This window comes from Pseudomonas sp. TE12234, assembly GCF_054061835.1.
The window spans coordinates 46881-66020 of record NZ_JBSSEP010000027.1 but is presented as its reverse complement, the minus strand read 5'-3'; the positions used below and the strand labels follow the sequence as shown (position 1 = coordinate 66020).

Below are 19140 nucleotides of genomic sequence, written 5' to 3'. Positions count from 1 at the left end.
GTAGCGTTTGCCCATTTTGGACATTGTTATGCACCTTCGCCCTCTTGATTAGTTGAGTCAATCAACAAGGGCGACAGGTAGCCTGACACGGAGGGACCGGAAAGAAAATATTTTCCTCCGCGTCCATATGATCGTAATATTTTTTGATGAAGTCATCGATAGTGTCAGCAATCACTCTCGTTTCCTGAGTTGTGTCCTCCAACATCTTCAGCTGTCCAGCAATGCGCCCAAACGCCTGATGATCTCGCTCAATATCCTTGACCCGCTGGTGGATCGGTGCATCAGTCGCTAGCAAGGCCAGTCGAATAAGTTCTTCATTTTCATGGTGGTGTCGCTCTGCATCACCATGCAAGGCTTCCAACATCTTGAACAACGGGCTGCAGTCATTGGAACCATGTCTCAGCTGCCTCAGCAACTCATTGATCTGAGTAATTTTTATAGCCACTTCATGATGATAGGCCTGAAGTTCTTTCAACAAGACGTTCATATCAAATCCTCGTCACGACACCAAACCATCACAGAAAAATATTTTTAACAAGCAACCTCATTTGATACCCACGCCTTTAAATTTCCATAATTTCCAACACCTTGCAGCACGCGTCGACTAATACTATTTAACCTATTTAGTATAGGCGAGCGAAGAGCTCTCACCCCGGGAAATTTGCCGCCCTTGGAACAAATTAAAATATCAAGTGAATGTTCATATGCACTATTTAATTTGCTGGATGGCCGCCTGCGAATATGAGAGGAAAAAGCAGCACCCATCATCGACGCACCATCGACCGGCGACCATGAGCTTGATCCAGTCGGCACGGCTCAAGAGGCATGAACCGTATGCTTATCTGAGGGGTCGCTCTCACATGCCTGCCGACTCACCGGGCGAGTGAGATCGCCCGTCCGATCAGACGTGAAATGCCGATCAATATGAGCATGATCCGAACGGTGTAGGCGGTCTGCATAACGCTGGATTTCCGGGCGATCGACAGCATTGAAGTGCCACATTAGCCGCTTAGACTGTGCACTGACGTTTGCACCAATGTCGCACGCAGCAATCACCGCTATCACCCCAAACCCTGTAGAAGCCGAGCTTGCTCGCGATAGCGCCGGATCAGCCATCATCAATGTTGAATGTTAAGCCACCATCGCGAGCAAGCTCGCTTCCACAGGATTTGCGCTTCCATGGCATAATCCCGGACCTTTCATTTCCGGCACCTGTAAAGGGGGCGATTCCTTGACCGTTTCAAGTAAAACGTTGCACCTTTTCGGCATCAAAGCCTGCGACACCATGAAAAAGGCGCGCACCTGGCTTGATGAACACGCTGTCAGCTATGACTTCCATGATTACAAGGCGGTCGGTATCGACCGTGAACACCTGACCCAATGGTGCAACGAGCACGGCTGGGAAGTGGTGTTGAACCGTGCAGGCACGACCTTTCGCAAGCTCGACGACGAACGCAAAGCCGATCTCGACCAGTCGAAAGCCATCGAGCTGATGCTCGCACAACCTTCGATGATCAAGCGCCCGGTGCTCGATCTCGGTGACCGAACCCTGATTGGCTTCAAGCCAGATATCTACGCGGCAGCACTCAAGTAAGCAGCCCGTTCCAATTTGCTAGAGGTATCAACATGTCCACTACCCCGTTCAGCCTGGCCTTTGGTGTAGGCACTCAAAACCGTCAAGGCGCATGGCTGGAAGTGTTTTACGCGCAGCCATTGCTCAATCCGTCCGCCGAACTGATCGCTGCCATTGCCCCGATTCTGGGCTACACCGAAGGCAACCAGGCCATCGCCTTCACCACCGCACAGGCTTCGCAACTGGCTGAAGCGGTCAAAGCGGTCGACGCTGCCCAGGCCGCCCTGCTGACCCGTCTGGCCGAGAGCCACAAGCCGTTGGTCGCGACCATTCTGGCCGAAGACGCTCAACTGACTTCCACACCTGAGGCTTACCTCAAGCTGCACCTGCTGTCCCATCGTCTGGTCAAGCCGCACGGCCTGAACCTGGCCGGCGTGTTCCCGCTGCTGCCAAACGTGGCATGGACCAGCCAGGGTGCGATCGACCTGGCCGAACTGGCCGAGCATCAACTGGAAGCCCGCCTGCGTGGCGAATTGCTCGAAGTGTTCTCGGTAGACAAGTTCCCGAAAATGACCGACTACGTCGTACCGGCCGGCGTGCGTATCGCTGACGCGGCACGTCTGCGCCTGGGCGCTTATGTTGGTGAAGGCACCACCGTGATGCACGAAGGTTTCGTCAACTTCAACGCTGGCACCGAAGGCCCGGGCATGATCGAAGGCCGTGTATCGGCCGGCGTGTTCGTCGGCAAAGGCTCTGACCTGGGCGGCGGCTGCTCGACCATGGGCACCCTGTCGGGCGGCGGCAACATCGTGATCAAGGTGGGCGAAGGCTGCCTGATCGGCGCCAACGCCGGTATCGGTATCCCGCTGGGCGACCGCAACACCGTTGAATCGGGCCTGTACGTGACCGCTGGCACCAAAGTGGCGCTGCTGGACGAGAAAAACCAGTTGGTCAAAGTGGTCAAGGCCCGTGAACTGGCCGGTCAGCCTGACCTGCTGTTCCGTCGCAATTCGGAAACCGGTGCCGTGGAGTGCAAAACCCACAAATCGGCGATCGAACTGAACGAAGCGCTGCACGCTCACAACTAAGCGTCACACAAGCTCACCTGTAGGAGCGAGCCTGCTCGCGATGGACGTCAACGATAACGCGGGGCATCAGATAGCCCGTGTCATCCACTCGATCATCGCGAGCAGGCTCGCTCCTACAGGGGTCTGGCGTACGCCCGCCCAAGTTCAACAGGGCTCAAAAGCATGATGATTCCCTCCCCCTGGCGCGCCGACTTTCCGGCCATCGCCGCGCTGCAACGGCAAGACCAGACCTATCTGGACAACGCCGCCACCACGCAAAAACCTCAAGCCCTGCTCGATGCCCTCACGCATTACTACGCCAATGGCGCGGCCAACGTGCATCGGGCGCAACACCTGCCAGGTGCTCACGCTACCCAGGCGTTCGAGGACAGCCGCAGCAAAGTCGCCCAGTGGCTCAATGCCGGTGACAGCGGGCAGATTATCTTCACCCACGGCGCGACGTCTGCGCTGAATCTCCTGGCCTATGGCCTGGAACACGTATTCAACCCGGGCGATGAAATTGTCATCAGCGCCCTGGAGCATCACGCCAACCTGCTGCCATGGCAGCAACTGGCGAAGCGTCGCGCATTGAAACTGGTGATCCTGCCGCTGAACGCCGACGGTCTGATAGACCTCGAAGCCGCGGCGCAATTGATCGGCCCGCACACACGCCTGTTGGCGGTCAGCCAATTGTCCAACGTGCTCGGCGCCTGGCAACCGCTGCCCGCATTGTTGGCGATGGCCAAGGCGCACAATGCATTGACTGTGATCGACGGTGCCCAAGGCGTGGTCCATGGTCGACATGACGTCCAGACACTGGGTTGCGACTTCTATGTGTTTTCCAGCCACAAGCTCTATGGCCCCGATGGCCTGGGCGTGCTGTTTGGACGCCATGAAGCTCTGAAACAGCTTCAGCCCTGGCAGTTCGGCGGCGAGATGGTGCTGGACGCCAACTACCACGACGCACGCTTTCGCCCTGCACCGCTGGGATTTGAGGCGGGCACACCGCCCATTGCCAGTGTGATCGGTCTGGGCGCGACTCTGGATTACCTCGCCGGGCTTGATCAGGACGCCGTGTCCGCCCATGAAGCGGCACTGCATGACTATCTGATCAAAGGCCTTGAGGCGCGCAACGGCATCCGCCTGCTGGGTACACCGCAAGTGGCACTGGCCAGTTTTACCGTCGAGGGTGTGCATAACGCCGATCTGGCCCACTTGCTGAGCGAGCAAGGGATCGCCGTTCGCGCCGGCCATCACTGCGCCATGCCGTTGCTCAAAAGCCTTCAACTGGCCGGGGCGATTAGGGTGTCGCTGGGGTTATACAATGACTCTGAAGACCTTGAGCGCTTCTTTGAAGCCCTGGACCAGGCACTGGAGTTGCTGCGATGAGTTTGCCCGACGATGCCGTGACCGCCCTGCAAGCCTTTCAGAATGCGCCCGGCTGGGAACAACGGGCACGCCTGTTGATGCAATGGGGCGAACGCCTGCCGGCGTTGAGCGATGAGGATAAAGTCGAGACCAACCGCGTGCATGGCTGTGAAAGCCAGGTATGGCTGGTGGGCGAGCTGCGCGATGGTCATTGGCAGTTCAGCGCCAACAGCGATGCGCGGTTGATTCGCGGATTGGTGGCGTTGCTGCTGGCGCGAGTCAACGGCTTGTCGGCGCTTGAGTTGCAACAGGTGGATTTGCCGGACTGGTTCAATCAGCTGGGGCTCGGTCGCCAGTTGTCCCAGTCCCGTAGCAATGGTTTGAATGCTGTTTTGCAGCGGATGCGTGACTTGGCAGGTTAATAGCCATCAGCAACAACCATCAAACCTCAGGTTTGACCCGATCCGCCGGCCGCCGCACCCCCGCCACGATCTTGTCCACAGCCTTGGTCGCCGCGACCATGCCGAACGTCGCCGTCACCATCATCACCGCGCCAAACCCGCCGGCGCAGTCGAGCTTCACGCCGTCACCGACAAAACTCTTCTGCAGGCAAATGCTGCCGTCCGGTTTCGGGTAGCGCAGCTGCTCGGTGGAAAACACGCAGGGCACGCTGTAATGGCGGGTCACGGTGCGCGAGAAGCCATAATCTCGGCGCAGGGTTGAGCGCACTTTCGAGGCCAATGGGTCGTTGAAGGTGCGGTTGAGGTCACAGACCTGGATCAATGTCGGATCAATCTGCCCGCCCGCGCCGCCGGTGGTGATGATCTGGATCTTGCGGCGCTTGCACCAGGCGATCAGCGCCGCCTTCGCATTGACGCTGTCGATGCAATCGATCACGCAGTCGATGTTCGGCGTGATGTACTCGGCCATGGTCTCGCGGGTGACGAAATCCGCCACCGCGTGCACGGTACAGTCCGGGTTGATACCGCGCAGGCGCTCGGCCATCACCTCGACCTTGGGCTTGCCAACGGTGCTGTCCAGCGCATGCAACTGACGGTTGGCATTGCTGATGCAAACGTCGTCCAGGTCGAACAGCGAAATCTCGCCCACGCCGCTACGGGCCATGGCTTCCGCCGCCCAGGAACCGACACCTCCGACGCCGACGATCGCCACATGGGCCGCGCGCAGGCGCTCAAGGCCCTCGACGCCATACAAACGGGCGATACCAGCAAACCGCGGATCTTCTGTACTCATGACCATTACCCCAAAAACCGGCGCGCATTATAGAGGGTGTCCGGCCTTCTAATAAGATTTAACTTTCAAGCTACAAGTGTAAGAACTTATGTGAAAGCACATTGCCCAATGTCGGGCATTTCCCTGTCCGCTGTACGGTCAGTGAATCGCCGGTGTAGGATGCGCGCCCCTTGGCGGTAGCCAACCGTTCCTTCGTTCCACAGCCTTTGGAACCCGAAATAGCTATGTCATCGCGTAAATTTGGACTCAATCTGGTGGTGGTGCTCGCCATCGCCGCCTTGTTTACCGGCTTCTGGGCGCTGATCAATCGCCCGGTCACCGCTCCCAACTGGCCTGAACAGATTTCCGGCTTCTCGTATTCGCCGTTCCAGCAGGGCCAATTCCCACAGAAGGACCAGTACCCCACTGACGACCAGATGCGACGTGATCTGGAGATCATGAGCAAGCTGACGGACAACATCCGTATTTACTCGGTCGACGGCACGCTGGAGGACATCCCCAAGCTCGCGGAAGAGTTCGGCCTGCGGGTGACCCTGGGGATCTGGATCAGCCCGGACCAGGAGCGTAACGAGCGAGAAATCGCCCGGGCCATCGAGCTGGCCAACACTTCGCGCAGCGTCGTGCGTGTGGTTGTAGGCAACGAGGCGATTTTCCGTAAGGAAATTACCGCCCAGGAACTCAGCGTACTGCTGGACCGCGTTCGCGCCGCCGTGAAGGTGCCGGTCACCACGTCCGAGCAGTGGCACGTCTGGGAAGAACACCCGGAACTGGCCAAGCACGTCGACCTGATCGCCGCGCACGTTCTTCCTTACTGGGAATTTATCCCGGTGGACAAGGCTCAGCAGTTCGTTCTGGACCGCGCCCGCGACCTGAAAAAGCTGTTCCCGAAAAAACCGCTGTTGCTGTCTGAAGTCGGCTGGCCGAGCAACGGCCGCATGCGCGGGGGCGCCGACGCGTCGCCGGCAGACCAGGCGATCTACTTGCGCAACCTGGTCAATAAACTCAACCGCCAGGGCTTCAACTACTTCGTGATCGAGGCCTTTGACCAGCCGTGGAAGGCCAGCGACGAAGGTTCGGTGGGTGCGTATTGGGGCGTGTTCAATGCCGCGCGCCAGCAGAAATTCAACTTCGAAGGCCCGGTAGTCGCCATTCCGCAATGGCGCGTACTGGCTATTGGCTCGGTGGTGCTCGCACTGCTGTCGCTGACCCTGCTGATGATCGACGGCTCGGCCCTGCGCCAACGTGGTCGTACCTTCCTGACGTTTATCGCGTTCCTCTGCGGTTCAGTGCTGGTATGGATCGGTTATGACTACAGCCAGCAATACAGCACCTGGTTCAGCCTGACGGTGGGCTTCCTGCTCGCCCTTGGTGCGCTCGGGGTGTTTATCGTGCTGCTCACCGAGGCACATGAACTGGCCGAGGCGGTGTGGACTCACAAGCGCCGCCGGGAATTCCTGCCGGTGGTCGGTGATTCGAGCTACCGCCCCAAAGTGTCAATTCACGTGCCGTGCTACAACGAGCCGCCCGAGATGGTCAAACAGACCCTCGATGCCCTGGCCAACCTTGACTATCCGGACTTCGAAGTCCTGATTATCGACAACAACACCAAGGACCCGGCGGTCTGGGAACCGGTGCGTGACTACTGCGAAACCCTCGGCCCGCGCTTCAAGTTTTTCCACGTCGCGCCATTGGCCGGCTTCAAGGGCGGTGCGCTGAACTACCTGATTCCGCATACCGCCAAGGACGCCGAAGTCATCGCAGTCATCGACTCGGACTATTGTGTGCATCCGAACTGGCTCAAGCACATGGTGCCGCACTTCGCCGATCCGAAAATCGCCGTGGTGCAATCGCCACAGGACTATCGCGACCAGAACGAAAGCACCTTCAAGAAGCTCTGCTACGCGGAATACAAAGGCTTCTTCCACATCGGCATGGTCACCCGCAACGACCGTGACGCGATCATCCAGCACGGCACCATGACCATGACCCGTCGCTCGGTGCTCGAAGAACTGGGCTGGGCCGACTGGTGCATCTGTGAGGACGCCGAGCTGGGTCTGCGGGTGTTCGAAAGAGGTCTGTCGGCGGCGTACTACCACGACAGTTACGGCAAGGGCCTGATGCCCGATACCTTTATCGACTTCAAGAAACAGCGGTTCCGCTGGGCCTACGGTGCCATTCAGATCATCAAGCGCCACACCGCCAGCCTGCTGCGCGGCAAGGACACCCAACTGACCCGCGGCCAGCGTTATCACTTCCTCGCGGGCTGGTTGCCGTGGGTGGCGGACGGCATGAACATCTTCTTCACCGTTGGTGCACTGCTGTGGTCGGCGGCGATGATCATCGTGCCGCAACGGGTCGATCCGCCGCTGCTGATCTTCGCAATCCCGCCTCTGGCACTGTTCGTGTTCAAGGTCGGCAAGATCATCTTCCTCTACCGCCGTGCGGTGGGCGTGAACCTGAAAGACGCGTTCTGCGCGGCCCTGGCCGGACTGGCGTTGTCGCACACCATCGCCAAAGCGGTGCTGTACGGTTTCTTCACCAGCAGCATTCCGTTCTTCCGCACCCCGAAAAATGCCGACAACCACGGCTTCTGGGTGGCGATTTCGGAAGCTCGCGAAGAGGTGTTCATCATGCTGCTGCTATGGGGCGCGGCGCTGGGGATCTTCCTGGTCAATGGCATGCCGAGCAATGACATGCGCTTCTGGGTCACCATGTTGCTGGTGCAATCGCTGCCTTACCTGGCGGCGCTGATCATGGCGTTCCTGTCGTCGCTGCCAAAACCCGTGGCCGAGACGGCAACGGCACCTGCGGTCTAAATCTTCGCGGATGCACTAAACGGCGGCCTATGGTCGCCGTTTTGCTTTAAGATAACCGCCATTTTGCAGGGCTTGGCGCAATACGAATCCCTGTGGGAGGGAGCCTGCTCGCGATGACGATGTAACAATCACATATTATGTTGACTGACACGCCGCCATCGCGAGCAGGCTCGCTCCCACATTGGCCCTTGCCCATATTCAAGTTTTCCGGAGTTTTCACATGACGGCCCACGCCGACCTTTCGCCGACCCTTCAACTCGCCATCGACCTGATCCGTCGTCCATCCGTGACGCCGGTCGACGCCGATTGCCAGAAGCAGATGATGCAGCGCCTGGGCGATGCCGGTTTTGCGCTCGAGCCGATGCGCATCGAGGATGTGGATAACTTCTGGGCTACCCACGGTAATCACGACGGTCCCGTACTGTGCTTTGCCGGTCACACCGACGTCGTACCGACCGGCCCTGTGACCGCCTGGCAGATCGACCCGTTCAACGCGGTGATCGACGAACACGGCATGCTCTGCGGCCGTGGCGCGGCGGACATGAAAGGCAGCCTCGCCGCCATGACCGTGGCCGCCGAACGTTTCGTCGCCGACTACCCGGATCACAAGGGCAAGGTCGCGTTCCTGATCACCAGTGACGAAGAAGGCCCGGCGCACCATGGCACCAAAGCCGTGGTCGAGCGCCTGGCCGCGCGCAAGGAGCGTCTGGACTGGTGCATCGTCGGCGAGCCGTCGAGCACCACCCTGGTCGGTGACGTGGTCAAGAACGGCCGTCGCGGCTCCCTTGGCGCCAAGCTGACCGTCCGCGGCCTGCAGGGCCATGTCGCCTATCCGCATCTGGCGAAGAACCCGATCCACCTCGCTGCCCCGGCCCTGGCCGAACTGGCCGCCGAGCACTGGGATCACGGCAACGACTTCTTCCCGCCGACCAGTTTCCAGATTTCCAACGTCAACTCCGGCACCGGTGCGACCAACGTCATCCCTGGCGACCTGGTAGCGGTGTTCAACTTCCGCTTCTCTACCGAGTCGACCGTCGAAGGCCTGCAAAAACGCGTGGCCGACATCCTCGACAAACACGGTCTGGACTGGCACATCGACTGGGCACTGTCCGGCCTGCCATTCCTCACCGAGCCGGGCGCGCTGCTCGACGCAGTCTCGTCCAGCATCAAGGACATCACCGGTCGCGAGACCAAGGCGTCCACCAGCGGCGGCACCTCCGACGGGCGCTTCATCGCCACCCTGGGCACGCAAGTGGTTGAGCTGGGGCCAGTCAACGCGACCATCCACCAGGTCAACGAACGGGTTCTGGCGGCTGATCTCGACGTGCTGACCGAAATCTATTACCAGACCCTGATCAAGTTGCTCGCCTGATGCTGGCCTGCCCGATATGCAGCGAACCGCTCAACGCGGTGGACAACGGCGTGGCCTGCCCCGCCGGGCATCGTTTCGACCGAGCACGCCAGGGTTACCTGAACCTGCTGCCGGTGCAGCACAAGAACAGCCGCGATCCCGGGGACAACCAGGCGATGGTCGAAGCCCGCCGCGACTTTCTGAACGCTGGGCACTACGCGCCGGTGGCCAGGCGCCTGGCGGAGCTGGCGGCCGGGTATGCGCCGCAGCGCTGGCTGGACATCGGTTGTGGCGAGGGTTACTACACCGCGCAGATCGCCGATGCCTTGCCGGACGCCGACGGTTACGCGCTGGACATTTCCCGGGAAGCGGTCAAACGCGCCTGCAAACGCAATCCGCAACTGACCTGGTTGATCGCCAGCATGGCCCGCGTCCCCCTGGCCTCTGGCAGTTGCCAGTTCCTGGCCAGCGTCTTCAGCCCGCTGGACTGGCAGGAAGCCAAACGCCTGCTCAGCCCTGGCGGTGGACTGATGAAAGTCGGACCGACCAGCGGCCACCTGATGGAATTGCGCGAGCGGCTGTATGACGAAGTCCGCGAATACATTGACGACAAGCATCTGGACCTGGTGCCGGAAGGCATGGTGCTGGCGCACAGTGAAACCCTGGAATTCCGACTGACGCTCACCTGCGGTCAGGATCGTGCCAACCTGCTGGCCATGACGCCCCATGGTTGGCGCGCCAGTGCCGAGCGCCGCGCCGCGGTGATCGAGCAGGCCGAGCCGTTCGAGGTCACCGTGTCGATGCGCTACGATTATTTCGTTCTTCAATAACTTTCAATTTTGGCCTTGGGCGATCCCCCAAGGCCGGCTAAATCCGCGAATGGATTTTTCAGACCGCAGTGAGGACATCCATGCGCCAACCCGATATCGAGATTTACCTGAAAGACGCCGACGTCGACCACAAGGCCATCTCCGCCTGGCTCGGCGCCGCCTTGGGCCCGTGCACCGACTGGGTTCAGAAAGGCCAGACCTACAAGTGCAAGGCCGGTAACGTGCCGGTGACCTGGTTGCCGAAAGCCGTAGGAAAATGGAACAGCCTGTACCTGGAAAGCGACCAGACGCCGTGGGAAGACGACATCGCCTGTGCACGCGCCGCCTTTGCCGCGCTGAACGTCGAAGTGCGTTGCGCACCGGGGAGCTGGGTCGAGGAGGAAGGTGAGGAGACGGCCGATCGCTGGATTCGCATCAGTGCCGACGGTGAAGAAGAAATCACCTGGAAGACCGCTTAAAGCCTGAACATCGCACCGGTAGGAGCGAGCTTGCTCGCGATGGTCGTCAACGATAACGCGCCAATTCCGGAAAGCGCGGCTTCCTTGAGATCTTCGCGAGCAGGCTCGCTCCCACAGTGTTTTTTCTGGTCCGATGAATGTGCTTACAACCCCACCACATCCTCAGCCTGCAAACCCTTCTGCCCTTCCACCACCGCATATTCAACCTGCTGGCCTTCGGTCAGCGAGCGATGCCCCTCACCACGAATGGCCCGGTAGTGCACGAACACGTCCACCCCGTCCGCGCGCTGGATAAAACCGTAGCCCTTGGCGTCGTTGAACCACTTCACGTTGCCGGTTTCACGTGTTGCCATCTGTTCATACTCCTTTTTTATTATTGATCGGGCTTTTCGCAGGAAAGCCTCGAGAACATTGCTTGCACTGGTCGTGCCACTGTCTGGCCAGCGCGGGCTCGCCGAGTATATGACAGCCGTAAAAACTCTCAACTCACTTTACTTAGCCGCTTTTTTGCCGATTTTCAGCGAATCCGGCACACTATCGACCGCCCGAGCATTTGCTTGGTTTTATTCACTCACGCAGAAGCCGTATGACCCGTTCCCCCCTCCGCCGTCTTGTGTTTGGCACCCTGCGCCGACTTTTGTACCTCTGGGTTCGCTCGGAGACGATCAACCAGTCGTCGTTCACCCTTGACCTCGACCGCAGTCGCCCGGTGTTCTACGTCCTGCAAAATCCTTCGCTGACCGACCTCGCCGTGGTCGACACCGAATGCACCAAGGCTGGCCTGCCGCGCCCGGTGCTGCCGGTCTCGGTGGGCAATCTGCTGGAACCGGCCGCGTTCTTCTACCTGACGCCGGACCCCGACTGGCTCGGCCGCCAGGACAAGCGCGGCGCGCCGCCCACCTTGACCCGCCTGGTCAGCGCCTTGAGCCAGAACGCGGCCGAAGACGCACAGATCATTCCGGTCAGCGTGTTCTGGGGTCAGTCGCCGGACAGCGAATCCAGTCCGTGGAAACTCCTGTTCGCCGACAGCTGGGCCGTCACCGGGCGCCTGCGTCGCTTGCTCAGCATCATCGTGCTGGGGCGCAAGACCCGCGTGCAGTTCTCCGCGCCGATCCACCTGCGCGAACTGATCGACCACAACAAGGGCCACGAGCGCACCGTGCGCATGGCCCAGCGCATCCTGCGGGTGCACTTTCGCAACCTGAAAGCCGCCGTGATCGGCCCGGACATTTCCCACCGCCGCAATCTGGTCAAGGGCTTGCTCAACCAGCCACTGGTCAAACAGGCGATCATCGAAGAGGCCGAGCGCGAAAACATCTCACTGGAAAAAGCCAAGGCTCAGGCCCTGCGCTATGGCAACGAGATCGCCTCGGACTACACCTACACAGCGATCCGCTTCCTGGAAGTGGTACTGAGCTGGTTCTGGAACAAGATCTACGACGGCATCAAGGTCAATCACATCGAAGGTGTGCAGAAAGTCGCCCAGGGTCACGAAGTGATCTATGTGCCGTGCCACCGCAGCCACATCGACTACCTGCTGCTCTCCTATCTGCTGTTTCGCAACGGCCTGACCCCGCCGCACATTGCCGCCGGGATCAACCTCAACATGCCGATCATCGGCGGCCTGCTGCGGCGTGGCGGTGCGTTTTTCATGCGCCGTACCTTCAAGGGCAACCCGCTGTACACCTCGGTGTTCAACGAATACCTGCACACCCTGTTCACCAAGGGGTTCCCGGTGGAGTACTTCGTCGAAGGCGGGCGCTCACGCACCGGGCGCATGCTGCAACCGAAAACCGGGATGCTCGCGATCACCTTGCGCAGCTTCCTGCGTTCGTCGCGCATGCCCATCGTGTTCATACCGGTGTACATCGGCTACGAACGCGTACTGGAAGGCCGGACCTACCTCGGCGAATTGCGCGGCGCGAGCAAGAAGAAAGAATCGATCTTCGACATTTTCAAAGTCATCGGCGCGCTCAAGCAGCGCTTCGGCCAGGTGGCGGTGAACTTTGGCGAGCCGATCAAACTGGCGGAGTTCCTCGATAGCGAACAGCCGGGCTGGCGTAAACAGGAGCTTGGCCCGCAGTTCAAACCGGCCTGGCTCAACGAAACCACCAACCGTCTCGGCGAGAAAGTCGCGCAACATCTGAACGAAGCTGCCGCGATCAACCCGGTCAACCTGGTCGCTCTGGCACTGCTGTCCACCAGCCGCCTGGCGCTGGACGATCGCGCCATGGCGCGGGTGCTCGACCTGTATCTGGCGCTGCTGCGTAAAGTCCCGTACTCACCGCACACCACGTTGCCGGAAGGCGACGGCCGCGCGCTGATAGAGCATGTCAAGGACATGGACTTGCTGTCCGAGCAGAGCGATGCCTTGGGCAAGATCCTGTATCTGGACGAGCAGAACGCTGTCCTGATGACCTATTACCGCAACAACGTGCTGCACATTTTCGCGCTGCCGGCGCTGCTGGCGAGTTTCTTCCAGAGCGCCTCGCGCATGAACCGCGAACAGATCCTTCGCTACACCCGCGCGCTGTATCCGTACCTGCAAGCGGAGCTGTTCATACGCTGGTCGCTGGACGAACTCGATGCAGTGATCGATCAATGGCTCGAGGCCTTCGTCGAGCAGGGCCTGCTGCGCTTCGAGAACGGCGTATACCTGCGCCCGGCACCGAGCTCACGTCATTTCGTGCTGCTGACGCTGCTGTCAAAAAGCATCGCCCAGACCCTGCAGCGCTTCTACATGACCGTTTCCCTGCTGCTCAACAGCGGGCAGAACAGCATCAGCGCCGAAGAACTGGAAGACCTGTGCACGGTCATGGCCCAGCGCCTGTCGATCCTGCATGGCCTGAACGCTCCGGAATTCTTCGACAAAAGCCTGTTCCGCCACTTCATCCAGACCCTGCTCGACCTCGACGTGCTCAAACGCGATGCAGCCGGCAAGCTGGGCTATCACGAATTGCTCGGCGAACTGGCCGAAGGTGCGGCCAAACGGGTGTTGCCAGCGGAGATTCGTTTGTCGATCCGTCAGGTGGCCTTGCATCGCAGTGAAGATGCAGCAGAGCTGGCAACGCCGCGCTGACCCGGATCGCAGAAGCAAGGAAGCTTCTCATCTAAATGACCGCACTTTCGCTGTCGCGCGCAGGACTTTCCCTACATTGGATTGAGTACTGAAGGAATATGCTGTCGGCTCGTCACTTTCGACGAGTCAATGATAAGGAAATCAACATGAGCAACGAAAACACCCTGAGCATCAGCGGCAACGTTCACTATCTGGAAAAGATTGCGCTTTTGCCAAGCTCGACACTTTACGTCAGCCTGCAAGACGTTTCACTGGCTGATGCCCCTGCCAAACAACTGGCCGCTCAAGTCATCCCACATGCAGAAGAAGCAGGCTTGACCTTCAATCTTCAGTACAGCACTGCAGATGTCCTGCCCGGTCACACCTACGCCATCAGTGCACAAATCAAAACCGATGGCAAACTGGTCTTTACCACCACTGAGCATCACCCGGTAGAGCTGGGCGTCGACGGCGTGCAGCCTGTTGAAGTGCTGGTCCACAGGGTAAGGTACACCTACGGCAACAATTCTTAAAACCCTGAGCGTTAACGCCAGACTCCCCGTCAGGCGCCTGCAACACCTTGCCGGGCGATATTGCCGGTATTTTCCTTTAAATTATCGTTGGCGCCGAGCTTCTTCGGCGTCAACGACATGGATTCCAATGATGAAAAAACTTTCGCTTCTGGGACTGACAGCTCTGCTTGGAGCTTGCCAATCGATACAACCTGCCGCCAAGACCAGCCTGGACGGTGAAGTCTTCTACTTGCAACGCATCGCCCTGCCCCCTGACGCCGTCTTGAACGTGAGCCTGCAAGACGTGTCGCTGGCCGATGCGCCGGCGGTGGTTCTCGACCAACAGAAAGGCCAGATCAAGGGCCAGGTGCCGCTTCCCTTTCATCTGAGTTACGATCCTGCGCAGGTCAAACCGGGTCATCGCTATTCGGTCAGTGCGCGCATTGAGGTCGATGGCAAGTTACTGTTCATCACCACCGAAAATCACGCTGTGAAGCTTGATGGCAACGATCCGCAACCGTTGAAAATCCGCGTTGACGCCGCCCGCTAATTCTCATTTTTGAACAAGGAAGCTGCCATGCTCCGCCCCACCCTCCGCTTTGCTGGCCTGTGTGCTGGCTTGATGATCTGCGCCAACGCCATGGCACTGTCCCTCAGCGACCTGTCGCAAAAAGACGCCACAGGTGGCCTCAAGGATGCGCTGACTCAAGGCGCACAACTGGCCGTGAAACAACTCGGTACGCCGGGTGGTTTCAGCAACAATCCGGAGGTGAAAATCGAACTGCCGGGCAAACTGGGCAAGGTTGCCAGCAAAATGAAACAGTTCGGCATGGGCGATCAGGTTGATCAACTGGAAGTCAGCATGAACAAAGCGGCGGAAACCGCCGTGGTCCAGGCTCAGCCGATCCTCGTGGATGCGGTGAAGAAAATGACCGTGGAAGACGCCAAGGGCATTCTCAGTGGCGGCAACGACTCGGCCACCCAGTACCTGAACAAAACCAGTCGCGAACAGATCCGCGCCAAGTTCCTGCCTATCGTCAAGCAAGCCACCGACCATGTCGGCCTGGCCCAACAGTACAACTCGTTCGCCGGCCAGGCCGCGACCATGGGCGTGATCGACACCAAGAATGCCAACATCGAGAGCTACGTCACCGAACAGGCACTGAACGGCCTGTTCGAGATGATCGGCAAACAGGAAGAAACCATCCGCCAGAACCCCGCAGCTGCCGCGACCAGCCTGGCGAAGAAGGTGTTTGGTACGCTCTAAGCCGAAACACAAATCCTGTGGGAGCAGGAACATCCGAGGGATATTGGTCGGCTGGCAGGCCGCCATCGCTGCGATGCGGCGCCCCGACCAGCCAGCTCCCACAGAAAAGCAAGTCGGCGTACACCCACCCGCTCCTCACCACTCATCAGGCCGAGCGTTAGCTCGCCTGCAGCTCTTGATCTACCCGCCCCTTCGGGAGGCTGAGTGGAGGTGTGCATCCGGGGAGTGGCGCGCAGCGCCGTTCGACGCAGTCGAACACGCTGTATGCAGGTCGTCGCGAAGCAGACCGGAGGGCAGTGTCCCCGGATGAATACCGCAGCGAAGGAACGCCGAGCCCCAGCGAGGGGCCGGACGCTCGGGGCGAACCTTTTTGGGTACTTTTTGCTGGGCCGGCACTCCGGCGTTTTGAAAAAAGTGCCTCGCCGTAAGGGCGAAACCGCCAGCCGCCATCACCGCAGCAACGGATATGTACTCAATCAACCAAGAGCCTGGTCGGCCCGAAGGCCGCCACGCCCAAAGATCAGACCGACTCTTTCCTGACCCGGAACCAAGCCGCATACAACGCCGGCAAAAACAGCAAAGTCAGCGCCGTCGCCACGATCAACCCGCCCATGATCGCCACCGCCATTGGCCCGAAAAACACGCTGCGTGACAGCGGAATCATCGCCAGCACCGCCGCCAGTGCGGTCAGTACAATCGGTCGGAACCGCCGCACCGTCGCCTCGATAATCGCCTGCCATGGCTTGAGCCCGGCCGCGATGTCCTGCTCGATCTGATCCACCAGAATCACCGAGTTACGCATGATCATCCCTGACAATGCGATCGTCCCGAGCATCGCGACAAACCCGAACGGCTGACGGAACACCATCAAGAACAGGGTCACCCCGATCAGCCCCAAGGGCGCTGTCAGAAACACCATCGCCGTGCGTGAGAAACTGCGCAGTTGCAGCATCAGCAACGTCAATACGACCACGATGAACAGCGGCACACCAGCCTTCACCGAGTTCTGCCCGCGTGCCGAGTCCTCCACCGTACCACCGACATCCAGCAAATAGCCGTCAGGCAGTTCCGCGCGAATCGGATCGAGGGTCGGCAAGATCTGCTGCACCAGGGTCGCTGGTTGCTCCTTGCCATAAATGTCGGCGCGAACCGTCACGTTGGGCAAACGGTTACGGTGCCAGATCACGCCTTCCTCAAAGCCGTATTCCAGTGTTGCGATCTGCGACAGGGCCACGCTACGACCGTTATCGGTCGGCACCGCCAGGCTTGGCAGCAACGACAGTTCGCTACGCTCATGCAAGGTGCCGCGCAGCAGGATCTCGATCAACTCGTTGTCTTCGCGGTACTGGCTGACACTGGAGCCGGTCAGTGAACTTTGCAGGAACTTCGACAGGTTCGCCGTGCTCACGCCCAATGCACGAGCGCGGTCCTGATCGACGTTCAGATACACGACTTTGCTCGGTTCTTCCCAGTCCAGGTGGACATTGACCACGTGCGGATTTTCGCGAACCTTGGCCGCGACTTTGCGAGCCAGTGCGCGGACTTCCTCAATGTGTTCACCGGTCACGCGGAACTGCACCGGATAACCAACTGGCGGGCCGTTTTCCAGGCGTGTAACCCGCGAGCGCAGGGCCGGGAATTGTTCGTTGAGTGTGTCGATCAGCCAGGTGCGCAGCGCTTCACGCTCCTCGATGGTCTTGGCCAGGACGACAAACTGAGCGAAGCTCGCTGCGGGAAGTTGCTGGTCCAGTGGCAGGTAAAAACGCGGCGAGCCGGTGCCGACGTAAGCCACGTAGTTATCGATTCCGGCTTTGTCCTTAAGCAGCGCTTCGAGGCGTTTGACCTCCTCGGTGGTATTGCTCAGGGAAGCGCCTTCGGCGAGTTTCAGGTCGACCATCAACTCCAGTCGCCCGGAGGCCGGAAAGAACTGCTGCGGCACAAAGCGGAACAGCACGATGGAGGCAATGAACAACACCACGGTCAAGGCGATAACGGTTTTACGCCAGCGCACACACCACTCCACCAGACGTCTGACGCGCTGATAGAACGGCGTTCCATAAGGGTCGGGCTGGCCCGTGCCGTGTTTGGCTGCGTGTATTTTCGCCAGGTCCGGCAGGAGTTTTTCCCCCAGATACGGTACGAAAACCACAGCGGCCACCCAGGAGGCGAGCAGCGCGATCGTCACCACCTGGAAGATCGAGCGGGTGTATTCGCCCGTACCCGATTGCGCGGTGGCAATCGGCAGGAAGCCGGCGGCGGTGATCAGCGTCCCGGTCAGCATGGGGAAGGCGGTGCTGGTCCAGGCATAGCTGGCGGCTTTTATGCGATCGAAGCCTTGCTCCATTTTGATCGCCATCATTTCCACGGCGATGATCGCGTCGTCCACCAGCAACCCCAGCGCCAGCACCAGCGCGCCGAGGGAAATCTTGTGCAGGCCGATGCCCAGGTAATACATGCAGGCGAAGGTCATTGCCAACACCAGCGGAATCGCCAGGGCGACCACCATGCCCGTGCGCACGCCGAGAGAGAAAAAACTCACCAGCAGCACAATCACCAAGGCTTCCACCAGCACCTGAACGAACTCACCGACGCCGGTTTTCACCGCGGCGGGCTGGTCGGACACCTTGCGCAACTGCATGCCGGCCGGAAGGTTTTTCTGGATGCGGGCGAACTCGACTTCCAGGGCTTTGCCCAGCACCAGGATGTCGCCACCGTCTTTCATGGCCACGGCCAGACCAATCGCATCTTCAGCCATGAAGCGCATGCGCGGTGCGGGAGGATCGTTGAAACCGCGGCGTACGTCAGCCACATCGGAGATACGGAAGGTGCGATCCCCGACCCGTATCGGAAAGTTCTTTATCTCATCGACTGTCTGAAAATTTCCCGATACCCGTAGCTGCAATCGCTCGCTGCTGGTTTCAAAGAAGCCGGCGGTGGACACCGCGTTCTGTTCTTCAAGCGCCTGCTGCACGGCCGCCAATGGCAGGCCAAGGGTGGCAAGCTTGACGTTGGAAAGCTCGATCCAGATTTTTTCATCCTGCAACCCGAGCAGGTCAACCTTGCCCACATCCTTGACCCGCTGCAGCTGGATTTGAATGCGGTCGGCGTAGTCCTTGAGCACGGCGTAGTCGAATCCTTCGCCGGTCAAGGCGTAGATATTGCCGAAGGTGGTACCGAACTCATCGTTGAAAAATGGCCCCTGAATGCCCGGTGGCAGGGTATGGCGGATGTCGTTGACCTTCTTGCGCACCTGATACCAGAGGTCCGGGATTTCCACCGAGTGCATGGAGTCGCGCGCGATGAACGTCACCTGGGATTCACCCGGACGGGAGAACGACACGATGCGCTCGTACTCGCCGGTTTCCATCAGTTTCTTTTCGATGCGCTCGGTCACCTGACGCGAGACTTCCTGCGCCGTCGCCCCCGGCCAGTTGGTGCGGATCACCATGGCCTTGAAGGTAAACGGCGGGTCTTCGCTTTGACCGAGCTTGGTGTAGGACAGTGCACCAACGATTGCCAGTAACAGCATCAGGAACAGTACGATCTGGCGGTTACGCAGCGCCCATTCGGAAAGATTGAAGCCCAT

At 59.6% G+C, this 19140-nt stretch carries 16 protein-coding genes; 12 read left to right on the top strand and 4 right to left on the bottom strand.

Annotated elements, in window-relative coordinates; all coding sequences use genetic code 11:
- Positions 1-61: 61 nt before the first annotated feature.
- Positions 62-487 carry a hemerythrin domain-containing protein gene (locus ACVWYU_RS28790; RefSeq protein WP_457374301.1) on the bottom strand — a complete coding sequence of 142 codons (426 nt, stop codon included), beginning with the start codon at positions 485-487 and terminating at the stop codon, positions 62-64.
- A gap of 744 nt (positions 488-1231) precedes the next feature.
- On the opposite strand from ACVWYU_RS28790, the gene ACVWYU_RS28785 reads away from it, so the two are divergent.
- The 4 genes from ACVWYU_RS28785 to ACVWYU_RS28770 all read left to right on the top strand — a co-directional run bounded on the left by ACVWYU_RS28785 (position 1232) and on the right by ACVWYU_RS28770 (position 4430).
- Positions 1232-1594 carry an ArsC family reductase gene (locus tag ACVWYU_RS28785; protein WP_008057297.1) on the top strand — a complete coding sequence of 121 codons (363 nt, stop codon included), beginning with the start codon at positions 1232-1234 and terminating at the stop codon, positions 1592-1594.
- 32 nt (positions 1595-1626) lie between these two features.
- Positions 1627-2661 carry a 2,3,4,5-tetrahydropyridine-2,6-dicarboxylate N-succinyltransferase gene (gene dapD, locus ACVWYU_RS28780; RefSeq protein WP_090316911.1) on the top strand — a complete coding sequence of 345 codons (1035 nt, stop codon included), beginning with the start codon at positions 1627-1629 and terminating at the stop codon, positions 2659-2661.
- 162 nt (positions 2662-2823) lie between these two features.
- A complete protein-coding gene (locus ACVWYU_RS28775) occupies positions 2824-4029 on the top strand; it encodes an aminotransferase class V-fold PLP-dependent enzyme (RefSeq protein ID WP_457374300.1) in 1206 nt (401 codons plus the stop codon).
- On the top strand, positions 4026-4430 hold the full coding sequence (locus ACVWYU_RS28770) for a SufE family protein (RefSeq protein ID WP_457374299.1): 405 nt from the start codon (positions 4026-4028) through the stop codon (positions 4428-4430). Before ACVWYU_RS28775 ends, ACVWYU_RS28770 begins: the two co-directional genes overlap by 4 nt.
- Positions 4431-4449: 19 nt before the next feature.
- On the opposite strand, the gene tcdA is transcribed toward ACVWYU_RS28770, so the two are convergent.
- Positions 4450-5262: a tRNA cyclic N6-threonylcarbamoyladenosine(37) synthase TcdA gene (gene tcdA / locus ACVWYU_RS28765; RefSeq protein WP_457374298.1), complete on the bottom strand. Its 813-nt coding sequence runs from the start codon at positions 5260-5262 to the stop codon at positions 4450-4452.
- Positions 5263-5486: 224 nt separating this feature from the next.
- Here tcdA and ACVWYU_RS28760 point away from each other — a divergent pair, with 224 nt between their 5' ends.
- The 4 genes from ACVWYU_RS28760 to ACVWYU_RS28745 all read left to right on the top strand — a co-directional run bounded on the left by ACVWYU_RS28760 (position 5487) and on the right by ACVWYU_RS28745 (position 10717).
- Positions 5487-8078 (top strand): glycosyltransferase, encoded by a 2592-nt coding sequence (locus ACVWYU_RS28760; RefSeq protein WP_457374297.1) that lies wholly within the window; start codon positions 5487-5489, stop codon positions 8076-8078.
- Between the two features lie 220 nt (positions 8079-8298).
- The gene (gene dapE, locus ACVWYU_RS28755; RefSeq protein WP_090316901.1) at positions 8299-9450 is read left to right on the top strand and encodes a succinyl-diaminopimelate desuccinylase; all 1152 of its coding nucleotides are present in this window, start codon (positions 8299-8301) and stop codon (positions 9448-9450) included.
- Complete coding sequence (locus ACVWYU_RS28750) at positions 9450-10259, top strand: putative RNA methyltransferase (protein ID WP_457374296.1); 810 nt, start codon at positions 9450-9452, stop codon at positions 10257-10259. The genes dapE and ACVWYU_RS28750 overlap by 1 nt, the downstream gene beginning before the upstream one ends.
- 80 nt (positions 10260-10339) lie before the next feature.
- Positions 10340-10717 (top strand): hypothetical protein, encoded by a 378-nt coding sequence (locus tag ACVWYU_RS28745; RefSeq protein WP_020799880.1) that lies wholly within the window; start codon positions 10340-10342, stop codon positions 10715-10717.
- A gap of 143 nt (positions 10718-10860) precedes the next feature.
- On the opposite strand, the gene ACVWYU_RS28740 is transcribed toward ACVWYU_RS28745, so the two are convergent.
- The gene (locus tag ACVWYU_RS28740; RefSeq protein WP_019647794.1) at positions 10861-11070 is read right to left on the bottom strand and encodes a cold shock domain-containing protein; all 210 of its coding nucleotides are present in this window, start codon (positions 11068-11070) and stop codon (positions 10861-10863) included.
- A 233-nt stretch (positions 11071-11303) separates the two neighbouring features.
- Here ACVWYU_RS28740 and plsB point away from each other — a divergent pair, with 233 nt between their 5' ends.
- From plsB to ACVWYU_RS28720, 4 genes are all read left to right on the top strand, one after another.
- A complete protein-coding gene (gene plsB, locus ACVWYU_RS28735) occupies positions 11304-13796 on the top strand; it encodes a glycerol-3-phosphate 1-O-acyltransferase PlsB (RefSeq protein WP_457374295.1) in 2493 nt (830 codons plus the stop codon).
- A gap of 146 nt (positions 13797-13942) precedes the next feature.
- Positions 13943-14308 carry a YbaY family lipoprotein gene (locus tag ACVWYU_RS28730; protein WP_457374294.1) on the top strand — a complete coding sequence of 122 codons (366 nt, stop codon included), beginning with the start codon at positions 13943-13945 and terminating at the stop codon, positions 14306-14308.
- 130 nt (positions 14309-14438) lie between these two features.
- Positions 14439-14837 carry a YbaY family lipoprotein gene (locus tag ACVWYU_RS28725; RefSeq protein WP_247254898.1) on the top strand — a complete coding sequence of 133 codons (399 nt, stop codon included), beginning with the start codon at positions 14439-14441 and terminating at the stop codon, positions 14835-14837.
- Between the two features lie 27 nt (positions 14838-14864).
- A complete protein-coding gene (locus tag ACVWYU_RS28720) occupies positions 14865-15554 on the top strand; it encodes a DUF4197 domain-containing protein (protein WP_457374293.1) in 690 nt (229 codons plus the stop codon).
- 520 nt (positions 15555-16074) lie between these two features.
- Here ACVWYU_RS28720 and ACVWYU_RS28715 read toward each other — a convergent pair.
- Positions 16075-19140, bottom strand: a complete 3066-nt coding sequence (locus ACVWYU_RS28715) for an efflux RND transporter permease subunit (RefSeq protein WP_457374292.1) — start codon at positions 19138-19140, stop codon at positions 16075-16077.